This window comes from Croceibacterium ferulae (assembly GCF_003660445.1).
Lineage (GTDB): Bacteria > Pseudomonadota > Alphaproteobacteria > Sphingomonadales > Sphingomonadaceae > Croceibacterium > Croceibacterium ferulae.
In genome coordinates this window covers 295,197-312,532 of the sequence record NZ_QZVQ01000002.1, presented here as the reverse complement: position 1 = coordinate 312,532, position 17,336 = coordinate 295,197, and the positions used below count along the sequence as shown (strand labels likewise).

The following is a 17,336-nucleotide window of genomic DNA, read 5'->3' as shown; positions in this document are numbered from 1 at the left end:
CGCGCCAAGCGCCGGGCGGCCTCCTGGGGGCGATTAGCTCAGTTGGTAGAGCGCTTCCTTTACACGGAAGATGTCGGCGGTTCGAGCCCGTCATCGCCCACCACTTCCCCGGCCGGATCGGGGACGACGCCGGAAGCTTCCGCGCCATCCCCGATGTGGCGGATCAGGCCGCGTTCAGGCCCTGGGCTTCGGTGATGTGCTGCTCGATGATCGGAACCGCGGTTCGCGCAACTTCCTGAAGCTGCGGCGTGTCACCCTGCGCCGCATAGGTCTGGTGCAGCGCCAGCGCCATCTGGTGAGCCTGCCGCTGCTGGTCGATATACATGCGGTCGAAATCGGCGCCGCTGGCCGACTGCAGCTGCGTCATCATGTCACGCTGCATGGAGTTGAGCTGCGGGGCGGGCGGGGTCATGCCGGCGGCACGGGCGGCCGCCGTCACCTGCTCGGTCGTCTTGCGGTGATGATCGATCATCATCTGGGCAAATTCGCGAACGTCGGCGTTCTGGCTCTTTTCCAGCGCGAGTTCGGAGGACTGGATCTCGAACAGGTCGCTTGCGCCGGCCATGGTCACATAGCCATTGCCGTCAGTCGGCGTCTGGGCGGCGGTCGCGCCGGCGGCAGGGGTTTCCTGCATGGCGGGGGTGGCGGCGGTGTCGCCGGTCGGGCCGGTCTGCCCGGCTTCTTCCGCATTGCTGCAAGCTGCGAGCGACAGAGCGGCAGCTGCCGTCAGGGTGGTGAGGATCAGGCGCATATTCATCTCCTTGGAACGTGCCTCCGGCAGCGGCACAACGCGGCTGGGGCAATCCCCGTCGGAATGACCGGAGAGCGGTAGAGTTCCAGATGAATATAAGTCGAGCCGGACAAGAGCGGCGAAATTGGCCCTCCCTGTGCCTAACTTTGATCAATATTTGCGGGCGCACGACTGGAGGTGGTGATCGTTTCACAACCGACGCCTATCGGGATTGCAGATCCGGCCACCCGAAACTGCCGCCGGCACATCGGATCAGTAACAGCCAGACGAGCCGTAAGGCATCCCGTTCTATCTGCCCGTCTGCGCCAGTGCGTGATCGATCGCCTGCCGCGCCGGGGCATCCGCCCAGTCATGGCCGCCCATCACCCGCCATACTTCACGCCCTTGCGCGTCATACAGCACGGTCAGCGGCAGGGCCGCGCCGCCGCCGAAGGCCACGGCCAGATCGTTGTTCTCGTCCATCCAGCGCGGCAGATTGGCAAAGCCGCGCTCCTCGAAGAACGGCACCACCTTTTCGGCGCCCTGCATGTCCTCGCTGACGGTCAGCACCCGCAGCCGGCCGTCGTAATCGCCGGCCAGATCGTCCAGCAGCGGCATCTCCGTGACGCAGGGCACGCACCAGGTGGCCCATAGGTTCAGCAGCACCGGCTGGCCCCGTGTGTCAGCCAGCGACAGGGTCGCGCCGTCCGGGTCGATCAGGTCGGCCGCGGGCATGATGCGGCCGGCAAAGCTGCGGTCGATCGTGCCGGTCGGTGCCGGGGCCGCGGCCTGCGATGCCTCCGCAGGTTGCGCGGGCTCCGCGCTTTGCCTATCGCATCCCCCCAGCAGCAGGGTGCCAAGGATCAATGGGGCGCCTGCTAATCCGAAGGTGGTGCGCAGCGTGAACGGGAAGGGCGACAGCTTGGCCAAGGATGGCGGCTCCAATGCAATGTGGGGCGGGCGCTTCGCCGAAGGGCCCTCCAGCGTGATGCGGGAGATTAACGCTTCCATCCCGTTCGACAAGGCCCTGTGGCGGCAGGACATCGCCGCCAGCAAGGCGCATGCCGCCATGCTGGGCGCCTGCGGCATCGTCACGGCGGAAGACGCGCTGGCGATCGAGGGTGGGCTGGACACCATTGCCGGGGAATACGCCGCCAACGGCGTGCCCGAGGATTGGGACCTTGAAGACATCCACATGGTTACGGAAAGCCGGCTGGCGGAGCTGATCGGCGCCGCGGCCGGGCGCCTGCACACCGGGCGCAGCCGCAACGACCAGGTGGCGACCGATTTTCGCCTGTGGGTGCGCGATGCGCTGGACGAGATGGATGGGGCACTGGCGGCGCTGCAGGGCGCGCTGGTCCGCCGCGCGGACGAGCATGCCGGCAGCATCATGCCCGGTTTCACCCATCTGCAGACCGCGCAGCCGGTGACGCTGGGCCACCACCTCTTGGCCTATTACGAGATGTTCCGCCGTGATCGTTCGCGCATGGCCGATGCGCGGCGGCGGCTGAACGAATGCCCGCTGGGCAGTGCGGCGCTGGCGGGCACGGGCTTCCCGATCGATCGGGCGATGACGGCGCAGGCGCTGGGCTTCGACCGGCCGACCGCCAACAGCCTGGATGCCGTGTCCGACCGCGATTTCGCGCTCGACTACCTGCAGGCCGCCAACCAGTGCGCGCTGCACCTGTCGCGGCTGGCGGAAGAGTTCATCCTGTGGGCCAGCCAGCCCTTCGGCTTCGTGCGCCTGCCCGATGCGCTCAGCACCGGCAGTTCGATCATGCCGCAGAAGAAGAACCCCGATGCGGCGGAGCTGGTGCGCGGGCATGCGGGCCGGATCACCGGGTGCCTGGTGGCGCTGACCGTGACCATGAAGGGCCTGCCGCTGGCCTATTCCAAGGACATGCAGGACGACAAGCCGCCCGTGTTCGAGGCGCATGGCCTGCTGGGCCTGAGCCTGGCGGCAATGACCGGCATGGTGGCCGACGCCACCTTCCATACCGGCCGGATGCGGCAGGCGGCGGAGCTGGGTTATGCCACGGCGACCGACCTGGCCGACTGGCTGGTGCGGCAGGCCGACATTCCGTTCCGCCAGGCGCATCACATCACCGGCGCGGCGGTGAAGCTGGCGGAAAGCCGCGGCGTGCCGCTGGATGCGCTGTCGCTGGCGGACCTGCAGGCGATCGACGGCCGGATCACCGATGCGGTGTTCGCGGCCCTGTCCGTCGAGGCCTCCGTGGCGGCCCGCGCCAGCCATGGCGGCACCGCACCGGCCGAAGTGCGCAAGCGCGTGGCCGAGGCGCGCGGCGCCCTGGGAATGGAGTGATGTCGTGACCAGATACCTGCTGCCATTGACGTCCCTGCTGCTGGCCGCCTGTGCACAGCAAGCCGATCTGCAGCCTGCCGCCGGCGAGAGCCTGCCACCTGCGCCATACGGCCGGATCGACCCGCCTTCGCCGCGCGAGCTGCTGCAGCTTGATCCGCAAGCCGCGCCGCCGCGTTCCGACGAGCTGCGCAGCCGGTCCGAGGAACGGGCCGACGATCCTTTCGACCTGCCCCCGCCGGAGATCTGAGACCCTTGGACCATTTCCACCTTCGTGACGGCGTGATGCATGCCGAAGACGTGTCGCTGGCCGATATCGCCGCTGCCGTCGGCACGCCCGTCTATGTCTATTCGCGTGCCACGCTGGAGCGCCACGCCCGCGTGTTCCGCGATGCGGTGGCGCCCGCCGGCCGGGTACACACCGCCTTTGCCGTGAAGTCGAACCCCAACCTGGCCGTGCTGCGAGTGATGCAGCGCGAAGGCTTCGGTGCCGATGTGGTCTCGAGCGGGGAGATGCTGCGTGCGCTGGCCGCCGGCATCGCTCCGGGTGACATCGTGTTCTCGGGCGTCGGCAAGCAGATGCACGAGCTGGTCGCTGCGCTGGAGGCCGGTATCGGACAGATCAACATCGAGTCGGAGGAAGAAGGCGTCGAGCTTTCTGCGCTCGCTGCCGCACGCGGGATGCGGGCGCCGTGTGCGCTGCGGGTGAACCCGGATATCGACGCCGGCACGCACGAGAAGATCTCCACCGGCCGGCGGGACAACAAGTTCGGCGTGCCGATCGACCAGGCGGTGGCGATGTATGCCCGCCTCGCCGATCTGCCCGGCCTGGAGATGCGCGGCTTGGCCGTGCATATCGGCAGCCAGCTTTCGTCGCTCGATCCGCTGGAGGCCGCCTTCACGCGGCTGGGCCATCTGATCGGGGAGCTGCGCGCCGCTGGTCGCACTGTCACCCATGCCGATCTGGGTGGCGGGCTGGGCGTCCCCTACAAGGCGGGCGAGGTGTTTCCGTCCCCGGCGGAATATGGCGCCATGGTGGCGCGTGTCACGCGTGGCTGGGACACGGCGCTGACGTTCGAGCCCGGCCGGGTGATCGCGGGCAATGCCGGTGTGCTGCTGACGCGCGTGATCCGGGTCAAGCGCAATGCCAACCGTGACCCGTTCGTGATCGTCGACGCGGCGATGAACGACCTCGCCCGTCCGGCCATGTACGGCGCGTGGCACGATTTCGAGGCCGTGCGGCCCAATGGTACGCGCATGACCGCCAACATCGTCGGCCCGATCTGCGAAACCGGCGACACCTTTGCCATGGGGCGGGAAATCGATGCGGTCGCGGCGGGCGATCTGGCGGTGTTCCGCACTGCCGGTGCCTATGGCGCGACCATGGCATCCAGCTACAACAGCCGCGGCTTCGTGGCGGAGGTGATGGTCGATGGAGATCGCTTCGCCACCGTGGCCGACCGCATCGCGCCAGAAACCATCACCGCAGCGGAGCGCGTGCCGGACTGGCTGCAATAGGGAGCCGTCAATGCGCGCCTTGCCGCTGTTCCACCGTGTCACCGGTCGTCCGGTGATCGTTCTAGGCGACGGCGACGGGGCGGAGCCCAAGCGCCGGCTGGTGGAGCGGGCCGGCGGTTCGGTCGTCACCGACATGGCCGCCGGTATCGCCGCCGGGGCGCGGCTGGCCTTTGTAGCGCATGACGATGCCGCCCGGTGCGAGGGGGATGCCGCCCGGCTGCGCGCCGCTGGCCTGCTCGTCAACGTGGTCGACCGGCCGGAGCTGTGCGACTTCACCACCCCCAGCCTGCTGGAACGCGAACCCGTCCTGATCGCCCTGGGCAGCGACGGCACCTCGGCCGGGCTGGTGAAGCAGCTGCGGCTGCGGCTGGAAGGGCTGCTGCCGGCCGATCTGGGGCAGCTGGCGCTGGCATTGCAGGCGGCGCGTGGCGCCTTGCGCCGGCGCTGGCCGACCGGGGCGGAGCGGCGCCGCGCGCTGGACGCGGCGTTGGCCCAGGGCGGCGTGCTCGACCCCTTGCGCGAAGGAGCAGCCGGCCGGGTGGAGCCGTGGCTGGCTGATGCCGGGGCCGGCGGCCCCCGGGCCACCACCATCGATCTGGTGATCGGATCCGACGATCCGGACGACCTCACCCTGCGGCAGGCGCGACTGCTGGGCACGGCTGACGCGTTGCTGGTCCCCGAGGGCTTCCCGCCGGCAATCCTGGCGCGGGCACGCGCAGATGCAATCCGGCTCGCACCGAACAACGTATCTGCTCAGGCGGGGCTGATCCTGCGCCTGCAGCATACCGGCTGAGCGCGGTCGGCGATTACAATCCTTTAACTTAAGTTATGCCTCCGCCCCGTGCAGTTGAGCAGCGGGGGCGGCGTGGTGCCGCACCCGACCTGCCATCGGAGACGTACCATGCAGCTGCCCAAGATCGACCTGTCCGCTCTGCCCGACCTCGACACCCTGACCGGCATGTTCGGTTCGCTGACCTACAGCGCGCCCGGCCACGACGATTCGATCGTGATCCTGGCCACCTACCTGTACGACGCGCTCTAAGCGCCAGCCCAGGCAGGGGAGGCTTCCATGCGGATCGATCCAGCCATCGCGGCGCTCCGGGCAGACCGGTCGTTGCAGCAGCAGGCGCAGATGGCCATGGGTGCCACCTGCACTGCCTGGCGGGCGGATCGGGCCGTGGCCGCAGCGATCGGGGATCTCGACCGCTATGGCAACGGCGCTCCGCTGGAAGCCTGCCCCGCGCTGGAGGCGATGTTCACCGACCAGGTGACCGCGCCGGAACTGACCAGCGCGCTGATGCGGCACTTCCTGCCAGTTTTGCGGGACAGGCATTTCGCCCACCCGCCTTTCCGGCACAGCCATGCCGGCGCCTTGTCCACGCTGCTGCTTGCCCGGTCCGGCCGGGCATGCCTGACGATCCATGCGCGCGAGCCCGGCCAATGGTCCTACGACTTCGCCGGATACAGCGATGCGTTGCGGCACGAGGCGGTGCTGGCCGGGGAGGGCGAGGGACGCATCGTGCGTTGCGCCCGTCATCCGGACGGCACGCCGCAGCTCGACAACGAGACGATCCAGCTGACCCCCGGCGGCCGGCTGGCGCTGGACCTGAACAGCGAAACCTTGCAGGTCATGTCGGCCCGTGTGCGGCTGGTCACGCTGCGTCTGCAGCGTGAAGCCGCCAGCCCGGCTCCGGCGCGCGAACATTCGCTGCAGGATGGCCGCGTGCTGCGGCAGGCCAGCGGATCCATCCGCTCCAGCCGGCAAGAGATGATGCTGGCGCTGCTCGGCCGCATGAAGCGGGCGGAAGCCGCACCAGTCATGGCGGAGATGGCCTGCGAGGAGGGCGATCCATCGCTCCGCTGGCAGGCGATGCGCGAAAGCCTGGCGCTCGACACCGCGGCCGGCTTCACCGCCCTGGTGGCGCTTGCCCGCCGCCCTCACGATCCACTCGCCCGCGCGGCCGGTGCGCTGCGCGCCCAGCTGGTGGAGGCGCACCCGGAACTGCTTGCCCTGGAGGCCACATGCCCCGCGTGATCGAACCCACCGAACTGCCCACCGCCGTCGCCACGGCATGCAGTGTGGAGGAGTGCATCGATGCCCTGGAATATCAGGGTTTCGATCCGCAGGCGGAGGACAGCCTGCTTGGCGCCGCGCACTGGCTGGCCCGGCTGGGCGCCAACAACGATTTCCTGGCCGACATCATGGTTGCCGAGCTCGGCAATCGGCACAAGGCGGATGACGGGAGCAGCACCTATGGCCCGCAGGTCATCATGCTGTCACCGCTGGGCCGACCCTATTTCCTGCGCGCGGCCATCTGGCCGTCGCCCGAAGAGCACATGTTCCGCGCCAGCGGCGGCAGCGCCTTCGTGTACGAACTGCCGCACGATCACAATTTCGACTTCCTGACCTACGGCTATTTCGGACCGGGCTACGAGTCCGATTACTACGAATATGATTACGAGACCGTCGCGGGTGCCATCGGCGAACATGCCGGCTTGCGCTTCGTGGAGCGGACGGGGCTGAACCCGGGCAAGCTGATGCATTATCGTGCCCACCGCGACGTGCATTCGCAGCTGCCGCCGGCCGCCCTGTCCGTATCGCTCAACGTGATGCATTCGGGCGGTGCGCAGGGCTGGACCGACCAGTATCGCTTCGACACGGACAAGGACGAGGTCGACGGCATCCTGAGCCCTGGCGCCAGCGAGGTGTTCCTGCGCATTGCCGTGGGGCTGGGCGGTGCGGAGGCGATGGACCTGGCGGAGCGGTTCGCCGCCCGTCACCCCAGTGACCGCATGCGCCTCACCGCATTGCAGGCACGCGCCGGCATGCTCGATCCCGTGGCTGCTGACGATCTGTGGCGCCGCGCGGAAGGGTCCGGCAGCCGTCTCGTCGCGCTGGAGGCCGCGCGATACCGGCGCGAACTGGCGTTGGTGACGGCCCTTTAAAACATTTGTGAAGTGCGGACCCTATCCGCACCCGCTCCATTAAGAACATGAGCGTGCGTAATCTACAGCGCGCGCCGTGCCACTCAAGGAGCTACGCGAATGTATTACTTCGACAAGCGGCTGCAATATCCCGTCAAGGTGGACAAGCCCGATCCGCAATTCGCCCGCATGCTGCAGCAGGCGATCGGCGGCGTGGAAGGCGAAATCCGCGTCTGCATGCAGTACTTCTTCCAGGCGTGGGGCAATCGCGCGCCCAACACCAAGTATCGCGACATGCTGCTGAACACGGCCACCGAGGAAATCGGTCATATCGAGATGCTGGCGACCGCTGTCGCGCTGAACCTGGAAACAGCGCCCGTCTCCGAACAGGAAGAAGGCGTGAAGGATTCCATCGTCGGGGCCGTGATGGGCGGTGCCGGTGGCCGTCAGGCGATCGAGGGCATGCTGCACAAGCACATCCTGTCCACCGGCCTGGCCGCACAGCCCGTGGATTCGGACGGCATTCCGTTCGACATGAGCCACATCTATGCCAGCGGTAACGTTGCGGCGGACATGTACTGCAACGTGGCCGCGGAAAGCACCGGCCGTGTGCTGGCGACCCGGCTGTACAACGCGACCACCGACCAGGGCATGAAGGACATGCTGCACTTCATGATCGCGCGCGACACCATGCACCAGCAGCAGTGGCTCGCCGTCATCGAGGAACTTGGCGGGGCCGAGGGCAACCTGCCGATCCCCAATTCCTTCCCGCAGGAAATGGAAGACCAGGCCAACAACTACAACTTCTACGGCCATGCCGCAGACGGCACCCCGCCGCCCGAAGGCCGCTGGACGTCCGGCCCGTCACTGGACGGCAAGGGCACCTTCACGATGGTGCAGAGCGTTCCCTTGGGGCAGGAGCCGATCCTCGGCCCCGCACGCCCGGACAGCGGCGCGCAGAAGGAACAGATCGGCTGAAGCCGGTCGCGGGCGGGGTCGATGTGCCTCGCCCGCACCTCTGTCTGGCGGACGGCAGACGGCGGCATTGCGCCACGCAGTAGCAAATCGGTCGCAATAGCGCTTGCTATCTCGGCAGCCCTCTTCCATGAGCCGGCTACTGCGAGGCGTTCGCACGCACTTGCAGCCGGGTCTTGAGTTTCAGGGGGTTTGTCATGCGTTTCCGTCCCACCGTGCTGGTGTCTGCCAGCGCGATCTGCCTTGTCGCAGCCATGCCCTCCCTGGCCCAAGACGCAGCGGGCGGGCAGACGGCAGAACAGGACCTGGCGGATGTGGTCGACACGCAGGATTCCGGCGATCCGCAGGACATTGTCGTCACGGCGGAGGTGCAGGGCCTCCAGGCGCTGGGCGCCACCACCATCACGGCCGAAGACATCGCCAAGCAGCCGCCGGTCAACGACCTGTCGGACCTGCTGCGCCGCCAGCCGGGTCTGAACCTGACGGGTGCGGGCAGCGCCGGTACCTATGGCAACAACCGCCAGATCGACATCCGCGGCATGGGGCCGGAAAACACCCTGATCCTGGTCGATGGGAAGCCGGCCCAGTCGCGCAATGCCGTGCGCATGGGCCGCGACGGGGAGCGGAACACGCGCGGTGACACCAACTGGGTCCCGGCCGAGGAGGTGGAGCGGATCGAGATCCTGCGCGGCCCCGCGGCGGCCCGCTATGGCGCGGGCGCAGCTGGCGGCGTGATCAACATCATCACGAAGGGACCGGCGACCGAGTTCCGCGGCAATGTGTCGACCTACATCCTGAAGCCGGAAAGCGATCTGGAGAGCATGACCTATCGCGGTAATGCCTCGATCGCGGGCCCGCTGGCCGATGGGCTGGGCTTCCGGGTCTATGGTAATTGGAGCAAGACGACCGGCGACGATCCGCGGATCAACGCCGCCGCTGCCGATGCGCCGGAGGGCAGCGTGCCGCCGGGCGGGCGCGAGGGCGTCGAGAACAAGGACATCAACGGCCTGCTGCGGTGGCAGATGGCGCCCGGTCACCGGATGGACGTGACGGCAGCCTACAGCCGGCAGGGCAACGAATATCAGGGCGAGTATCGCCTGGGCGGCGGCGCCACCAGCCCGATCGTGCAGGACCTGATCGGCGAAGAAACGAACGTCATGCGCCGCACGACGCTGGGCGGCAGCTATGACGGGCTGTTCGCATTCGGCAGTGTCGAGGCGGTGCTGCAATATGAGCAGACCAGGAACCGCCGGTTGAACGAGGGCCTGGCTGGCGCCGGCGAGGGCACGCCGAGCACGACCACGGACTTCTCGGAAGCCACGCTGCGCAACTGGTACGGCCAGACATCGCTGAACCTGCCGTTCGAGACCGGTCCGGCTGCGCACGTGATGACGGTGGGCGCCGAGTTCCGCCATGAATATCTGAACGATGCCTTCGCCGTGTCGCAGGGCACCACCGCCCCCATTCCGGGGCTGGAGCCGGTGGCGGATGGCCTGCGCAATCCGGAATCCGATGCGACCACGCTGGCGGCCTTCATCGAGGACAACATCACGGTCGGCATCGTCACGCTGACACCCGGCGTCCGGGTCGACGATCACAGCACCTTCGGCACCAACTGGTCGCCCAGCTTCTCCGCCGCGGTGGAGCCGTTCCCCGATTTCACCATCAAGGGGGGCATCGCCCGCGCCTTCGCCGCGCCCAACCTGTACCAGTCCAACCCCAATTACCTGTATTACACCCGCGGCAATGGCTGCCCCTTCGCCTTCCCCAATCTGGGCGGCGGCTGCTATGTGCAGGGCAATGCCGAACTGTCGGCGGAGACCAGCGTCAACAAGGAGATCGGCGTCGCCTACACGCCCGGCGGCTGGAACGTGACCGCCACCTATTTCCGCAACGATTACGACAACAAGATCATCGCCAACAACGTGCCCATCGGAACCGCACCATATAACGGCCAGGACGCGCAAATCTTCCAGTGGTACAATTCGGGCGAGGCGATCGTCGAAGGGCTGGAGGGCAACCTGCTGGTGCCTGTGCTTCCCACCCTGTCGATCAACACCAACGTCACCTACATGATCCGGAACGAAAGCCGCGACACGGGCCGGCTGCTGTCGGTGGTGCCGGAATACACGATCAACACCACGCTGGACTGGCAGATTACCGACCAGTTCACCTTCGTTGGCACCTTCACCCGCTATGGCGAGCAGAAGCCCAACGCCACACTGTATAGCGGGGCAACGCCGACCGCGGACCAACTGCGTCCGCGCGACCCGTACAATCTGGTCAATCTCAACCTGCTGTTCCGCGCGAATGAGTATTTCCGCCTCAGCGCCGGCGTGAACAACCTGTTCGACGAGGCGCTGTTTCGTGAAAGCAGCAACAATGGTTCGGGCGCGAACAACTACAACGAGCCGGGCCGGGCCTTCTTCCTGACGACCAACTTCACCTTCTGATCCGCCATTGTCGGCGCGGGCCGGGGCGGGAAAGCACCGCTCCGGCCCGCACCGATAGGCCTCAGCGCTGCGTCTCGCCCGGCGCAGAGGCCCGGACCGCGACCGCATGGACCCGGTTGCCGGGGATATCGCCCAGCGCCCGGTTTACCATGCGCTGCCGTTCCACGCGGCTCACGCCGGCAAAGACCTCGGCCTCGATCACGATGGTGAAGTGGGACTCGCCGCTGCCATCATCCCCGGCATGGCCGAGGTGCTGCGCGGTATCGTTGATTATCTCCAGCAGGGTAGGCGCAAGGGCGGCGCGCAGGCGCTGCTCCATTTCGTTTGCGAGGGGGCCGGTCATTTTGGTCCTTTCCGAAAGGTTCAAATTTGCCGGACCGTTACCATCTGTCGCCCGATGCGGCAGCAGCGATTTCACGGACGGCATGAGGGCAGGGGTCAGCGGTGCGAGGCACCCGGGTGCGATGAACCGGGCGAGTTTCGCGCGCCCGGCAATCACGGCAGCAGTTTCGACGGGCCGGGCCACTGGCGCTGGTTCTGCCTGCCGCATGTGCGCGAGTTCAATGCCGGGTACGACTGGTTCGAAGGCATGAGCGCGGAGGAGATCCTGCAGGCGCAGTCGCCCATCGCCGGCTGGGCGCGGGAGACGCGCGCCTTCCGGGCCGACGCGAATGGCGGCATGCCACGCTGGGCCGATTTCGACGATCCGCTGGACGCAATCGGCGCGCGGGCCAACGACATCCGCCGCGGGGCCACCAGCCGCCAGGCACAGCAGATGCACCAGACGCGCTTCAGCCCACGCGAGCAGCAGGCGCTGGGCGTGATGGGGCTGGACCCGCAGGCAGATCGCGCCGGGCTGCGGCGGCGCTATTCCGAACTGGTCCGCCGGTACCACCCCGACCGCAATGGCGGCGACCGCGCGCACGAGGCGAAGCTGCAGCGCGTGGTGGAGGCCTACAACCTGCTGAAGGGTGCCGCTGCCTTCGCTTGATCTGCGCCGGTCGGGTGCTATCCACGGCGGGTGGAACCGAACCGCCTGCTCCGATCGAGCTTCGCCCTGGCTGCCCTGGCCGGCACCATCCTGTCCCCCATCGGCGTAGCTGCGCAGCAGGCCGCCCGGCCAGCCCCGCTGGCCGACCTGGTGCAGCAGGTGGACATCCCGTTCGAGACGTTCACGCTCGATAACGGGCTCAAGACGATCGTCCACACCGATCGCAAGGCGCCGGTGGTGGGTGTCACCGTCTATTACCGCGTCGGCAGCAAGCACGAACCGCGCGGACGTACCGGCTTTGCCCATCTGTTCGAACATCTGATGTTCACCGGCAGCGAGAACGTCCCGAACTTCGACATCCCGCTGGAGGCGGCGGGATCAACCGCCACCAACGGATCGACCGACACGGACCGCACGAACTACGTGGAAACGGTGCCGACCGGGGCGCTGGACCTGGCGCTGTTCATGGAAAGCGACCGCATGGGTTACCTGCTGGGCGCGATCGACCAGGCCAAGCTGGATCGGCAGCGCGGGGTGGTGCAGAACGAGAAGCGGCAGGGCGACAACCAGCCATACGGCCTGGTGCGCTACAAGCTGACCGATGGCCTGCTGCCGGTCGGCCATCCTTATCGCCATTCGGTGATCGGTTCGATGGCGGACCTCGATGCTGCCAGCCTGGCCGATGTGCGCAGGTGGTTCATCGACAATTACGGTCCGAACAATGTGGTGCTGGCGCTGGCCGGCGACATCGAAGCGGCCACCGCGCGCCCGATGGTGGAGCGCTGGTTCGGCGCCATCCCGCGCGGGCCCGAAGTGGGCGAAACGGAGGCCGAGCCGGTCACGCTGGCCGCGCCTGTGCGCGAAGTGATGGCCGATCAGGTGCCCAGCACGATGGTGATGCGCGGCTGGACCGGGCCGGCCCTGACCGACCCCGATGCGGTGCCGCTGGCCGCCGGCATGGCCGTGCTCGGCGGTCTGGCATCCTCCCGCCTGGACAATGTGCTGGTGCGGGATCGGCAGCTGGCCGTTGGCGTGTCCGCCAGCGCCGGGCAGGACGAGCAGCTGAGTTGGCTGACAGCGCAGATGGAGGTCCGCCCCGGCGTCGACCCGGCCGAGGCGGAAGCCGGCTTCGACGAGGTCATTGCCCGGCTGCTGGCGGAAGGGCCGACACAGGACGAACTGACCCGCGCGGCGACGCAGATCGTCTCCGCCCAGATCGGCGCGCTGGAAGTGGTCGGCGGCTTCGGCGGAAAGGGCTCCACCCTGGCCGAAGGCGAGCTGTATGCGGGTGATCCGGCACATTACAAGGCTGAGCTGGAGCAGCTGGCGGCGCTGACCCCGGCACAGGTGCAACAGGCCATGCAGCGCTGGCTCGGCCGCCCGTCCTACACCCTGTCGGTCGTACCGGGAGAGCGGACGGAGAGCGGTGACACGATGGGTGGCTGGGGGGATGAGGGCACCAACCCCGTCGCTCCCGCACCCGAGCAGGCGGCACCGCCGATCACCTCCACCCCGCGCGCGGCGCCCGAAGTGGCGTCGGTGGGCGAGCTGGACTTCCCGGAGGTGGAACGGGCCACGCTGTCGAACGGCATCGAGGTCGCGCTGGCGCGCCGCACCGCCGTGCCCAAGCTGAGCCTGGCACTGGTCTTCGATGCGGGCACGGCCGCTGACGGCGCGGAGCGGGCGGGCACGCAGTCGCTGATGATGGAGATGCTGGAAGAAGGCACCACCACGCGCAGCGCGGTGGAGATCGCGGAGGAGCAGGAGCGGCTGGGCGCGGCGATCAGCACCGGGACCGGGCTCGATACATCCTCCGTCAGCATGAGCGCGCTCAGCGCCAATCTGGCGCCGTCGCTGGCGCTGATGGCCGATATCGCGCGCAACCCGGCCTTCGCCGCCGGAGAGGTCGCCCGCGTCAAGAACCAGCGCCTCGCCGCCATCCAGCAGGAACAGGCCAGCCCCGCGGGTCTGGCCCGGCGCGCGCTGGGTCCGCTGATCTTCGGCGAGGCGCACCCCTATGGCAATGTCGGCGCCAGCGGGAAGCCGGCCGTTATCGAGGCGCTGACGCCCGAGGCGCTGGCGGCCGAGCATGCGCGCTGGTTGCGGCCCGACACGGCCAGCATCACCGCGGTGGGCGACGTGACCTTGGCCGAGCTGGTGCCGGCGCTGGAGCAGGCCTTCGGCGACTGGCAGGCCCCGGCGGGGGAGAAGCCGGTGAAGAACCTGGCCGCCGCCACGCCCGCAGGGCAGGCGCGGCTGGTGGTGATCGACCGGCCCAACAGCCCGCAAAGCGTGCTGATGCTCGGCCGCGTGCTGCCGCTGGCAGGCACGGAGCAGGGGCAGGAGGCGCTGGAACTGGCCAACGAGGTGATCGGTGGCGGCTTCCTCAGCCGGCTGAACATGAACCTGCGGGAGGAGAAGGGCTGGACCTACGGCATCGGCAGTTCGGTGGCGCAGCCGGTGGGGCCGCGCAGCTTCGTGGTCTCCACCCCGGTGCAGACCGACCGCACGGGTGACGCGATCCGCCTGATCCTGGACGATCTGAACGCCTTCGCCAGCGGACAAGGTGTGACCGGGGAGGAACTGCAGCGGGTGACCGAAGGTAATGTGCGCGGCCTGCCCAACCGGTTCCAGACCAATGGGCAGGTGCTGGGCGCCCTGCTGGGCAATCGCCAGCTGGGCCGCCCGGACGATTACCAAGAACGGCTCGCCAGCATCTACCGCAGCATGGATGCCGGCGCGATCGACCAGGCGGCGGGGCAGTATCTGCAAGGCGGCGCCCTGACAGTCGTGGTCGTGGGCGACCGCCAGGCCATCGACGCGCAGTTGCAGGGGGTCGGCCTGCCGATCGAGTATATCGACGCCGCGACGCTGTAGGTCGCTGCTTGATCAGGGCCTAGAACGCACCGGGCAGTTCGCGCTCGACCGTGTTGGCGGGCTGTGCCGGCTGCAGCAGCCGGCGCTTCGCCGGCGTGCCGGTGCGCGCCACGCTGGCGCTGGCCGTCGCCGTGGCGGAGATCGGCGTGCAGGTGCCGCCGCCCAGCCATTGCAGCGCGGTGGCGATCATGCCTTCCGCCGGATCGCCCAGCGGTCGCGTCAGGTCGTCGCTCGCAGCGCAGGTCACCGGCACGGTGGCGGCAAGCCCGCGATAATAGTCGCCCTGACCCGCCGCATTCACCGTCCGCAACGCCACCACCCGCAGGCGGTCATCGCATTCGGGCCGATCCACGGCGATCTGCCCGACCGGCTTGCCGTAGGTGTTGCTGCCGACCAGCGCCATGTTCGGGCCGAGATAGGGGGTGAAGGCGTTGATCAGCAGCTCGCTGGCAGAGGCGCTGTCCTGCGTGGCGATGAAGGCGACACGCGTGGCGGCGATGGCCTGCGCCGGCGGCTGGAAGGTGAAGCGCTCGTTATCCGCCGCCTTGGACGGGCGGAACGTGATCTCCCCGAACAGCTGGCCGGCGCGATCTGCGGCCATCAGATTGCCCAGCGCCTGCGCTGTACGGATCAGCCCGCCGCCATTGTAGCGCAGGTCCACGATCAGCTGCGTGATACCCTCCGCCCGGAAGCCGGCGAAGGCGGCGGCAAGGTCAGGCTCCGCCGTATCGATGAAGGTGCGCAGGTTGATGTAGCCGACGCGCTGGCCCCCGCTGGTGAACACTTTCGTGCCGTAGCGGTCCGATACCGGGTCTAGTGCGAAGTCCCGCCTCGCCAGCTGTATCACCCGCTCGCTGCTCGCATCACGAACGGTGAGGGTGGTTGCCCCGCCTGCGCCGGACGATCCCAGGGCGGTGTAGACCGCGAACGCGCCGCCGCTGGCGAACAGGCTGCTTACCGTACGACCGTCGATCGCCAGGATCTCGGCCCCGCGGTCGATGCCCGCGGCGAGGGCCGGGGCACCTTCGAAGCTTTCGCTGACGAACACCCGCCGGGCCGCCTCGTCATAGACCAGGCGGAAGCCGAAGCCTGCGCTGGTTCCCTGTTCGTAATAGGCGTTTTCTTCGACGATGGAGGTGAGATAGGTGAAGTATCGATCGCGCCCCAAGGCCCGCGCGGGCGCGACCAGCGCATCGATATAGGCGTCCACCGTGCTGTAACTGGCGGGCTGTACGCCGGCGGCGATGTTCTCGGGGAACAGGTACCATTCGTTGAGTGTGTCGCGCGCCCAGGCCTGCCGGCTTTCGAGGGAACAAGCCGCGGTGGATGGCGCCGGGGTGGGTGTGGCGCCCGGCACCGGTGAGGAACCGCCGGACGAGATCGCCCCGCTGCTGCCGGCGTCATCGCCCCCACAGGCGGTCAGCATTGCTGCGATGGCACACAGTGCAGGCGTCAGTCCGATACGTCGCATGTTGCCCCATCCCCTTGTTTCATCGGTAATAGTTCGGACTGAAGGGTGCGGCAAGGCGGTCATTATACGGATCAAAGCCGTGCTCGCACCCTTGCCAAGGCTTGCGGGAGCGGGCAGGAGTCGCCCCCGAATTGCAAGGGAGATGCGTTGTCGATGCTTGAACATGTGCCCGCCTGGCTCGGCCGCGCGCTGGGCAATGTGCGCGCCGGCCATGGCAAGCTGGCCGTGGCGCGCCTGGGAGACGAGGGGCTGATCGGCCGCGACGGCTTCGCCCTCAGCTCCGCCGCCTTCACCCATGGGGAGGCGCTGGACCCGTGCTTCACCGCGGACGAGGAAGACGCCGTGGCTCCGCCGCTGGAATGGACGGAGCCGCCCGCCGGTACGCAGGACATGGTGCTGCTGGTCGAAGATCCCGATGCCCCGGCGCCGCAGCCCTTCTGCCACTGGCTGGTATGGGGGCTGGCGCCCGGCGCCGGGCAGCTGCTGGAAGGGGAGACGCCGCCGCGTGTCGGCAAGAACTCCTACGGCAATTCCGAATGGCTGCTGCCCGATCCGCCGACCGGGCATGGCAGCCACGACTACGTGTTCCAGCTGTTCGCGCTGGACCTGCCGCTGACGCAGATGCCCGGGGCCACCCGGGACGAAGTGCTGGCGGCGATGGACGGGCATGTACTTGCCGTTGCGACGCTGACCGGAACCTACAGCCGGGACGCGGATGCGGAGGCATGGGACGAGGGTGACGACGGCTGATTGCCCTTTTGCGGGAAACAGCCGGGCGTTGACGGGTTTTGCAGTCAATCAGGAAGGACAGGGAAGCAAGCAATGGCCGCCAAGAACAATGCGCTGAACAAGCCGGTGACGGTTTCGGAAGATCTGGAACAGGTGATCGGCAAGGGCCCGATGACCCGCGCCGAAGTCACCAGCAAGGTCTGGGAATACATCAAGGGCAACAATCTTCAGGACGAGAAGGACAAGCGCCAGATCAATCCTGACGAGAAGCTGGGCGCCGTGATCGGCAAGGACCAGATCTCCATGTTCAAGATGACCGCTGCGGTTTCCAAGCACCTCAGCTGAGG

Annotated in this window: 17 protein-coding genes and 1 tRNA gene; 14 read left to right on the top strand and 4 right to left on the bottom strand. The window is 68.0% G+C overall.

The annotated features are described in order from the left end of the window. Positions 1-27: 27 nt before the first annotated feature. Positions 28-103: transfer RNA gene (locus D5S08_RS02230), tRNA-Val, on the top strand. 60 nt (positions 104-163) lie between these two features. Here D5S08_RS02230 and D5S08_RS02225 read toward each other — a convergent pair. Further along, positions 164-751, bottom strand: a complete 588-nt coding sequence (locus D5S08_RS02225) for a DUF4142 domain-containing protein (protein ID WP_241557168.1) — start codon at positions 749-751, stop codon at positions 164-166. 288 nt (positions 752-1,039) lie between these two features. Next, complete coding sequence (locus tag D5S08_RS02220; RefSeq protein WP_338322931.1) at positions 1,040-1,660, bottom strand: TlpA family protein disulfide reductase; 621 nt, start codon at positions 1,658-1,660, stop codon at positions 1,040-1,042. A gap of 19 nt (positions 1,661-1,679) precedes the next feature. On the opposite strand from D5S08_RS02220, the gene argH reads away from it, so the two are divergent. The 9 genes from argH (at position 1,680) to D5S08_RS02180 (ending at position 10,921) form a co-directional block, all read left to right on the top strand. Further along, positions 1,680-3,053, top strand: a complete 1,374-nt coding sequence (argH, locus tag D5S08_RS02215) for an argininosuccinate lyase (RefSeq protein ID WP_121115462.1) — start codon at positions 1,680-1,682, stop codon at positions 3,051-3,053. A 4-nt stretch (positions 3,054-3,057) separates the two neighbouring features. Beyond that, positions 3,058-3,300 (top strand): hypothetical protein, encoded by a 243-nt coding sequence (locus D5S08_RS02210; RefSeq protein ID WP_121115054.1) that lies wholly within the window; start codon positions 3,058-3,060, stop codon positions 3,298-3,300. A gap of 5 nt (positions 3,301-3,305) precedes the next feature. Then, positions 3,306-4,568, top strand: a complete 1,263-nt coding sequence (gene lysA, locus D5S08_RS02205) for a diaminopimelate decarboxylase (protein ID WP_121115052.1) — start codon at positions 3,306-3,308, stop codon at positions 4,566-4,568. Between the two features lie 10 nt (positions 4,569-4,578). Beyond that, positions 4,579-5,361, top strand: a complete 783-nt coding sequence (locus tag D5S08_RS02200; RefSeq protein ID WP_121115050.1) for a precorrin-2 dehydrogenase/sirohydrochlorin ferrochelatase family protein — start codon at positions 4,579-4,581, stop codon at positions 5,359-5,361. Positions 5,362-5,469: 108 nt separating this feature from the next. Continuing rightward, positions 5,470-5,610 (top strand): hypothetical protein, encoded by a 141-nt coding sequence (locus D5S08_RS16655; protein WP_155522961.1) that lies wholly within the window; start codon positions 5,470-5,472, stop codon positions 5,608-5,610. A 27-nt stretch (positions 5,611-5,637) separates the two neighbouring features. Further along, entirely contained in the window at positions 5,638-6,603 is a 966-nt protein-coding gene (locus tag D5S08_RS02195) for a hypothetical protein (protein WP_121115048.1), read from the top strand. Beyond that, positions 6,591-7,514 (top strand): transposase, encoded by a 924-nt coding sequence (locus tag D5S08_RS02190; protein ID WP_121115046.1) that lies wholly within the window; start codon positions 6,591-6,593, stop codon positions 7,512-7,514. Before D5S08_RS02195 ends, D5S08_RS02190 begins: the two co-directional genes overlap by 13 nt. A 99-nt stretch (positions 7,515-7,613) precedes the next feature. Further along, positions 7,614-8,471, top strand: a complete 858-nt coding sequence (locus D5S08_RS02185) for a manganese catalase family protein (RefSeq protein WP_121115044.1) — start codon at positions 7,614-7,616, stop codon at positions 8,469-8,471. Between the two features lie 194 nt (positions 8,472-8,665). Then, entirely contained in the window at positions 8,666-10,921 is a 2,256-nt protein-coding gene (locus tag D5S08_RS02180; RefSeq protein ID WP_121115042.1) for a FepA family TonB-dependent siderophore receptor, read from the top strand. A 61-nt stretch (positions 10,922-10,982) separates the two neighbouring features. Here the strand turns inward: D5S08_RS02180 and D5S08_RS02175 are convergent, their stop codons facing one another. Then, positions 10,983-11,264, bottom strand: a complete 282-nt coding sequence (locus D5S08_RS02175) for a BolA family protein (protein ID WP_121115040.1) — start codon at positions 11,262-11,264, stop codon at positions 10,983-10,985. Positions 11,265-11,318: 54 nt separating this feature from the next. On the opposite strand from D5S08_RS02175, the gene D5S08_RS02170 reads away from it, so the two are divergent. Next, positions 11,319-11,912 (top strand): J domain-containing protein, encoded by a 594-nt coding sequence (locus D5S08_RS02170; protein ID WP_121115038.1) that lies wholly within the window; start codon positions 11,319-11,321, stop codon positions 11,910-11,912. 30 nt (positions 11,913-11,942) lie between these two features. Next, a complete protein-coding gene (locus D5S08_RS02165; RefSeq protein ID WP_241557167.1) occupies positions 11,943-14,789 on the top strand; it encodes a M16 family metallopeptidase in 2,847 nt (948 codons plus the stop codon). A gap of 19 nt (positions 14,790-14,808) precedes the next feature. Here D5S08_RS02165 and D5S08_RS02160 read toward each other — a convergent pair whose 3' ends face one another. Beyond that, positions 14,809-16,260 (bottom strand): S41 family peptidase, encoded by a 1,452-nt coding sequence (locus D5S08_RS02160; RefSeq protein WP_121115036.1) that lies wholly within the window; start codon positions 16,258-16,260, stop codon positions 14,809-14,811. A gap of 153 nt (positions 16,261-16,413) precedes the next feature. Between D5S08_RS02160 and D5S08_RS02155 the strand changes: the two genes are divergently transcribed. Both D5S08_RS02155 and D5S08_RS02150 read left to right on the top strand, forming a co-directional pair. Then, positions 16,414-17,010 (top strand): YbhB/YbcL family Raf kinase inhibitor-like protein, encoded by a 597-nt coding sequence (locus D5S08_RS02155; RefSeq protein WP_121115034.1) that lies wholly within the window; start codon positions 16,414-16,416, stop codon positions 17,008-17,010. Positions 17,011-17,082: 72 nt separating this feature from the next. Continuing rightward, positions 17,083-17,334, top strand: a complete 252-nt coding sequence (locus D5S08_RS02150) for an SWIB/MDM2 domain-containing protein (RefSeq protein ID WP_121115032.1) — start codon at positions 17,083-17,085, stop codon at positions 17,332-17,334. Positions 17,335-17,336: the final 2 nt, after the last annotated feature.

Coding starts and splice junctions, on each gene's coding strand:
- D5S08_RS02225 (WP_241557168.1), bottom strand. CDS start 751: ATGCGCCTGATCCTCACCACCCTGACGGCAGCTGCCGCTCTGTCGCTC.
- argH (WP_121115462.1), top strand. CDS start 1,680: ATGTGGGGCGGGCGCTTCGCCGAAGGGCCCTCCAGCGTGATGCGGGAG.
- D5S08_RS02200 (WP_121115050.1), top strand. CDS start 4,579: ATGCGCGCCTTGCCGCTGTTCCACCGTGTCACCGGTCGTCCGGTGATC.
- D5S08_RS16655 (WP_155522961.1), top strand. CDS start 5,470: ATGCAGCTGCCCAAGATCGACCTGTCCGCTCTGCCCGACCTCGACACC.
- D5S08_RS02195 (WP_121115048.1), top strand. CDS start 5,638: ATGCGGATCGATCCAGCCATCGCGGCGCTCCGGGCAGACCGGTCGTTG.
- D5S08_RS02190 (WP_121115046.1), top strand. CDS start 6,591: ATGCCCCGCGTGATCGAACCCACCGAACTGCCCACCGCCGTCGCCACG.
- D5S08_RS02185 (WP_121115044.1), top strand. CDS start 7,614: ATGTATTACTTCGACAAGCGGCTGCAATATCCCGTCAAGGTGGACAAG.
- D5S08_RS02180 (WP_121115042.1), top strand. CDS start 8,666: ATGCGTTTCCGTCCCACCGTGCTGGTGTCTGCCAGCGCGATCTGCCTT.
- D5S08_RS02175 (WP_121115040.1), bottom strand. CDS start 11,264: ATGACCGGCCCCCTCGCAAACGAAATGGAGCAGCGCCTGCGCGCCGCC.
- D5S08_RS02170 (WP_121115038.1), top strand. CDS start 11,319: ATGCGGCAGCAGCGATTTCACGGACGGCATGAGGGCAGGGGTCAGCGG.
- D5S08_RS02160 (WP_121115036.1), bottom strand. CDS start 16,260: ATGCGACGTATCGGACTGACGCCTGCACTGTGTGCCATCGCAGCAATG.
- D5S08_RS02155 (WP_121115034.1), top strand. CDS start 16,414: ATGCTTGAACATGTGCCCGCCTGGCTCGGCCGCGCGCTGGGCAATGTG.
- D5S08_RS02150 (WP_121115032.1), top strand. CDS start 17,083: ATGGCCGCCAAGAACAATGCGCTGAACAAGCCGGTGACGGTTTCGGAA.